At 62.9% G+C, this 5,979-nt stretch carries 6 protein-coding genes, 1 rRNA gene and 1 pseudogene; 4 read left to right on the top strand and 4 right to left on the bottom strand.

Annotation, left to right across the window (positions count from 1 at the left end; translation table 11 throughout):
* Nucleotides 1-210 precede the first annotated feature (210 nt).
* Nucleotides 211-327 (top strand): 5S ribosomal RNA (gene rrf, locus FEZ59_RS29815).
* A gap of 307 nt (nucleotides 328-634) precedes the next feature.
* Here rrf and FEZ59_RS29810 read toward each other — a convergent pair.
* Nucleotides 635-1,261, bottom strand: a complete 627-nt coding sequence (locus tag FEZ59_RS29810; protein WP_134999919.1) for a dihydrofolate reductase family protein — start codon at nucleotides 1,259-1,261, stop codon at nucleotides 635-637.
* A 142-nt stretch (nucleotides 1,262-1,403) separates the two neighbouring features.
* Nucleotides 1,404-2,996: an adenylate/guanylate cyclase domain-containing protein gene (locus tag FEZ59_RS29805; RefSeq protein ID WP_047888228.1), complete on the bottom strand. Its 1,593-nt coding sequence runs from the start codon at nucleotides 2,994-2,996 to the stop codon at nucleotides 1,404-1,406.
* A 42-nt stretch (nucleotides 2,997-3,038) separates the two neighbouring features.
* Between FEZ59_RS29805 and nucS the strand changes: the two genes are divergently transcribed.
* Entirely contained in the window at nucleotides 3,039-3,713 is a 675-nt protein-coding gene (gene nucS / locus FEZ59_RS29800) for an endonuclease NucS (RefSeq protein WP_003945160.1), read from the top strand.
* Nucleotides 3,714-3,732: 19 nt separating this feature from the next.
* Nucleotides 3,733-4,077 carry an ATP/GTP-binding protein gene (locus tag FEZ59_RS30205; RefSeq protein ID WP_080656789.1) on the top strand — a complete coding sequence of 115 codons (345 nt, stop codon included), beginning with the start codon at nucleotides 3,733-3,735 and terminating at the stop codon, nucleotides 4,075-4,077.
* A 7-nt stretch (nucleotides 4,078-4,084) separates the two neighbouring features.
* Here FEZ59_RS30205 and FEZ59_RS29795 read toward each other — a convergent pair whose 3' ends face one another.
* Both FEZ59_RS29795 and mce read right to left on the bottom strand, forming a co-directional pair.
* On the bottom strand, nucleotides 4,085-5,128 hold the full coding sequence (locus FEZ59_RS29795; RefSeq protein WP_021334713.1) for a hypothetical protein: 1,044 nt from the start codon (nucleotides 5,126-5,128) through the stop codon (nucleotides 4,085-4,087).
* Nucleotides 5,129-5,168: 40 nt separating this feature from the next.
* Entirely contained in the window at nucleotides 5,169-5,642 is a 474-nt protein-coding gene (gene mce, locus FEZ59_RS29790) for a methylmalonyl-CoA epimerase (protein ID WP_020723660.1), read from the bottom strand.
* Nucleotides 5,643-5,749: 107 nt separating this feature from the next.
* On the opposite strand from mce, the pseudogene FEZ59_RS29785 reads away from it, so the two are divergent.
* Nucleotides 5,750-5,979 (top strand): annotated as a pseudogene (locus tag FEZ59_RS29785) (acetyl-CoA C-acyltransferase); the annotation flags it as partial.

The following is a 5,979-nucleotide window of genomic DNA, read 5'->3' as shown; positions in this document are numbered from 1 at the left end:
TGCAGTAATGCATGCAGGTGACTGGTACTAATAGGCCGAGGACTTACCACAAAGAAGCTACGCGTCCACTGTGCGGTATCTGAAACAACACACAGATACTGATGAGAAACTCTGTTTTCTCCGTCATCCATCCACCCGGTAACGGGTTCGGGTTGGTGCACGGTGAAACCAGGTGATCAGAAGTTGGTTACTGTGACAGTTTCATAGAGTTACGGCGGTCATAGCGAAGGGGAAACGCCCGGTCCCATTCCGAACCCGGAAGCTAAGCCCTTCAGCGCCGATGGTACTGCACTCGACAGGGTGTGGGAGAGTAGGACACCGCCGAACACAATGTAGAGAAGCCCCCCAACCAGTGATAGTTGGGGGGCTTTCTCGTACCCAAAAACACCCCCCAAAACCACCCCGCACTCTCCGAGCGAACGGCACCCCCCCGGCTTCGAGTGAACGGCACGTCCGTCGCCTCAGATCGACCGAACGTACCGTTCACACCATCACGAGCAGAAGAGCACGGCCGGCTCACCACCCCGTCCGGGATCCAGTGAACGACACTCTCACCCTCTTCAGTGAGATGAACGGTACGTTCACACCATTAGGGGCGGACGCACGACTGAGGACGACGGGCGCTTTGCCCTGATCAGTCGATGCCGTCGGCGGTGGCAGTTGCATACTTCGGCCGACCAGTGGGCAGATACCGCTGGATCGTCACGCCCTTTGGTGTGGCTCGCGATTCGGCCAGTTCGAGTGCGATATCCGGTCCGGTGTCGGGAAACAGTCGCGTGCCCTGGCCTACGACCACCGGAACGATCAGCAGGATCATCTCGTCGACGAGATCGTTCGCGAGAAGCCAGCGGCACAATTCGCCACTGCCGTGCACCTGAAGCTCGCCGCCGGGTCTGGCTTTCAGTTCGCCGATCGCTGCGGCGGTGTCATCTGTAAGGGCCGTGGTGTTCTTCCATTGCGGATCGGTGACCGTTGTCGAGGCAAGATACTTGGGCCGCGTATTCAAGGCGCTTGCGATCGGGTTGACCTCTGGATTCTCGAACGCGCCCCAATAGCCGGCGAAGATTTCGTAAGTCCGCCGACCGAACAGGAAGGCGTCGGCGCGCTGGTAGACCTGGACAAGGTAAGACATGGCTTCTGTGTCCACCAGTGGCGCGGACCATCCGCCACGTTCGAATCCGCCGCGTCGATCTTCGTCCGGCCCACCGAGGCCTTGCATCACCCCGTCGAGAGTGACGATGGTAAATGTCGTCAGTTTCATAGTCGTACCCATCTCCCCGGCATCGTCGGATTTCCGCTGTTTCGATATAGACCGTCGAGAAGCGGGAAAGTCATCGAGCGAACGTGGCGTTCATCGCATTGGATCGACCGAACGTGCCGTTCGCTCAAGGTGGGCGGTGAGATCAGGGCTGAACGGGCACAGAGTCTGCCGGGGTGGACTCGGACTCCAAGGCGTCGCAGGGAATCGCGAGCTCGGTCTGTTCGAGGCGGCCACGAAGGGTGATGTTCTCGGTGATCGACCACTGTGCGGCTTCGGCGCTGTCAGCGGCGGCCACAGCCCGTCCGGATGCGGCGAGGTTACCCGGAACCGTCTTGGCGACCTCGGACAGTCGCGCTGCTTCGTTGACGGGATCACCGATGACGGTGTACTCGAATCTTTCTCGCGCACCGACGTTTCCGGCAACAGCAATTCCCGCAGCGACGCCGATACCCGCGCTCACTTCCGGAACTTCGGCACGCAGGCGCTGCTGAATCTTGCGGGCGGCGGCGAGTGCACTGCCGGCGTGATCGTCGAGTGTCGTCGGCGCTCCGAAAATTGCCAGCGCCGCGTCGCCTTCGAACTTGTTGACGAATCCGCCGTGTGCATCTACCTCGTCGACGATGACGTCGAAGAATCGGTTGAGTAGAGCGACCACCGCGGTAGGGGAGTTGGTTGCCGCGATCGTGGTCGAGCCGATGACGTCGACGAAGAGAACGGCAACGTCGCGTTCTTCACCGCCGAGTTCCGGGTTTCGGCGAACCGCGTTTGCGGCAACCTCGTGTCCGACGTGGCGCCCGAAGAGGTCGCGAATCCTCTCGCGCTCGCGCAGGCCCTCGGCCATGCGATTGAAGCCGGTCTGCAGCAGTCCCAATTCGGTCCCGTCGTACACGACGACGGACGCGGTGAGGTCGCCACGGGTGACTTGCTCCATGCCTCGGCGTACGGACCGAATGGGGGCCGCGGCTGATCGGATGTTGATGTACGTCAGCCCGAGTCCGACGCACAGAGTGATCCCGCCGATGACGAGGATCGCGGTCGCGAGGGCTTGCCACGAAGCAGGTCGGATGAAGCTGAAGACCGCTACGAGCATCAAGCCGGTGACGGGGACCCCGCTTCCGAGCAGCCAGACGAGGATTGTCCGGCCGGTCAGTCCGAGAACGGCAGCCTTGCGGGGCGCTCCGGATTCGAGTGCACGCGCAGCAATCGGGCGGAGTGCGAACTCGCTGAGCAGGTAGCAGAAAGCGCAGGTGGTGATACCGCTGAAAGCCACGGTGAACAGAACTTTCGGAATGGTGTCGGGGTCGACGATTCCGTACATGGTCGTGAAGGTGATGAGCGCGGCCGTCCACAGGACGGCTTGCACTCGGGTCAGCCGCCACGGCCCGCGCAACGCCGCGCGTTGATTCTGCTCGGTTGGCCGGTGATCCTCGGTGGCCCACCGGAGATCCCTCATGAGGCGTTTGGTGCCCCACAGAAGTCCGATGAGAAAGACACACCCGATGAAGACGGGCACGGCAATAAAGTTGATCCACGCGAATTCGGGGTGGATGATCTCGGGTCCGGGAACCACGAATCCGACGAGCACGATCGCCAGCACCGCTCCGATCAGGTTGGTGACCAGGAGAGGGGCGGTGAGTAGTGCTTGGACGCGGATTCGGCGGCGCCTGGGGCTTTCGTCGGTGGATCCGAGCAGCCACGACCCCAGGGGCGCACTCGGGACACGGCTTCGCTGCATAGTGTGTCGAGAGTAGTCGTAATGATCGCTTAGGGTGGTCCGGTGCGCCTAGTTATTGCTCGTTGCCGTGTCGATTATGTGGGACGCCTGACCTCCCACCTCCCTACCGCAAGACGACTGCTGTTGGTGAAGGCCGACGGCTCGGTCAGCATTCATGCCGATGACCGGGCGTACAAGCCGCTGAACTGGATGAGTCCGCCGTGCTGGTTGGTCGAGACCACCGGCGACAGCGACGACATCCTGTGGGTCGTCACCAACAAGGCGGGCGAGGAGCTTCGGATCACTCTCGAAGAGGTCGAGCACGATTCGTCGTATGAACTCGGTCTCGATCCGGGATTGATCAAGGACGGTGTCGAGGCACACCTTCAAGAACTTCTGGCGGAGCATGTCGAGACACTCGGCCCCGGCTACACGTTGGTACGACGCGAGTACATGACGGCCATCGGGCCGGTCGACCTTCTGGTCCGTGACGCGGACGGTGCATCGGTGGCGGTGGAGATCAAGCGCCGCGGCGAGATCGACGGCGTCGAGCAGCTGACGCGGTACCTGGAGTTGCTCAACCGCGATCCTCTGCTCGCGCCGGTCACGGGAGTTTTTGCAGCGCAACAGATCAAGCCGCAGGCGAAGACTTTGGCCAACGACCGTGGGATCCGTTGCCTGGTCTTGGACTACGAGGCCTTGCGTGGTACAGAAAGCACCGAGTTCCGACTTTTCTGACGCTGTTTAGACTCGAACCATGCCGCGCCGCAAACCTTCGCCGAAGCAATCCCGTCGAACGGATACTCGGCGTGCTCGGAATTCGGGCGCGGAATCGCAGTCACCCAGTGGTGTGTTGTTCGGCGGGGCGCTGGTCCGGGAGGAACCGGGGCCGGGCGGTGAAATGTACATGGTGAGGCCGATACCCGGCTCCAACGCGACGAAGTTCTATCGGTGCCCCGGTTGTGATCACGACATCAGGCCCGGCGTCGCCCATGTGGTGACGTGGCCTTCGGAACCGGGCGGCGCGAACGAACGTCGACACTGGCACACCGGATGCTGGTCAGGCCGCGGAACTCGCAGCCTGACCAGACGGTGGTCCTGAGCGCCGATCAGTTCCTGGACTGGGCTCGCTGCTCGACCGCGCGGGTGTCGATCTCGGCGGTGTTGGTCTCGTCCGAGTCCTCGAGCACATCGTCTTCGTCGATACTCGGTTCTGAGTCGACCGGATCGGAGTCGGCCTTCTTGTCTTCGATCTCGAGATCTTCCTCGGCTTCGACGATGACCGGAGCGGGCGGTGCATCGAGGAGTTCGCTCTCCCGGTTGACCGATGCGAGCATGGCCGGAACCGAATCGAGTTGTCCCCGAATGCCCAAGAGCTGAGCCAGAATTCGACCACGGAGAACACGCAGTTCTTCGGTGAGTTCCTTCGCGTGAGCGATCTTGCGCTCGGACTGATCGGTGGCGGCCTGCAGCCTGCGCTGAGCCTCGTGCGACGCATCGGCGAGTCGACGCTCGGCCTCTGCCTTGCTCGACGACTCCAGGTCGTTGACGGCGGCGACGACCTTGGCGCGACGCTCGGACATCGAGATGTCGAAGTCTTCGCGGATCTGAGTGCGCTTGGCCTCGGACTCGGCAGCCAGGCGATCCCGCTCGGCCTGTGCGGCTTCGACGATCCGGGCGGCCTCGGTACGGGCCTGCGCCATGGTCTGCTCGTGCATGGTTTCCATCGCGTTGCGACGGTCCTCGAGTTCGGCGATCAGCGACTCGTAGTGTCCGCGCAGTCGGGCGCCGTCCTGTTCGGCGATGGAGGTCATCTCGGCTGCGTCGGCCTCGGCCTTCGCGCGCACCTCGGAAGCCTCGTCGGAGGCAAGGCGCAGCATGCGGCTGATGCGATCGCTCATGCCCTCCGCGGTGGTGGGCGGTACCGAGAGGCGGTCGACGTCCTTGCGGAGGTCGTCGATGTCGTCGCGTGCATCGTCGAGCTGCTTGGCAAGGTCGCGGGCCTGCGCAGCGGCAGCATCACGATCGGCCGCGGTAACTCGCAGCTCCGCGTCGAATCGCTCGAAGTAGTTACGTACCTCGTCGCGGTCGTATCCCTTCCGTGCGATCTGGAACGGAAGTTGGATCGAACCGCGGTCCTGCTCGTATGCCATGGCGACAATCTACCTGGCATACGAGCTGGAGTCGGGTCTGCTAGTGGCTCGCGTCGGGTTCGACCAGTTCCACCAGGACGCCGCCGGCGTCCTTCGGGTGAATGAAGTTGATGCGCGAGTTGGCCGTACCGCGCCGGGGAGCGTCGTACAGCAACCGAACGCCGCGCTCGCGAAGCTCGGCGGAGATGGCGTCGATGTCGGTGACCCGGTAGGCGAGCTGCTGCAGTCCGGGGCCGCTTCGGTCGATGAACTTGGCGATGGTCGAGTTCTCGTCCAGTGGTGCGAGCAGCTGAACGGCAGTGGATCCGGCGGGGGAGCCGACGACGGAGAGCATGGCTTCGCGCACGCCCTGCGATTCGTTGATTTCCTCGTGGGTCGACACCATGCCCAGGTGCTGCGTGTACCACGCGATTGCCGCGTCGAGATCGGGCACCGCGATTCCGACGTGATCGATCGCGACGACGAGGTCGGACGACAAAGGTGCGAGTGCAGAACTGGGGGAGGTCTGTGTCATACCTTTCACGGTAGCGCTACCGTTTGAGGAGTACACGTCGGGATGTGACTTGGCTCTTAGGCCGCACGGAACCGACGACTATGTCTCTTTTGCAGCCGGAGGAAATCGTGACCAGTTCTGTGATTGTTGCGGGAGCTCGTACCCCGATGGGTCGACTCCTCGGATCGTTGAAAGACCTCTCCGGGTCCGACCTCGGCGGCATCGCCATCAAAGGCGCCCTCGACAAGTCCGGAGTCGCCCCCGAACAAGTCGACTACGTCATCATGGGACAGGTCCTCACCGCCGGCGCCGGCCAGATGCCCGCCCGCCAAGCCGCCGTCGCCGCCGGCATCCCCAT

The sequence above is a fragment of the Rhodococcus sp. MS13 genome (assembly GCF_013277835.1).
GTDB classification, from domain to species: domain Bacteria; phylum Actinomycetota; class Actinomycetes; order Mycobacteriales; family Mycobacteriaceae; genus Rhodococcus_F; species Rhodococcus_F erythropolis.
This window is presented reverse-complemented; position numbering and strand designations above follow the sequence as displayed.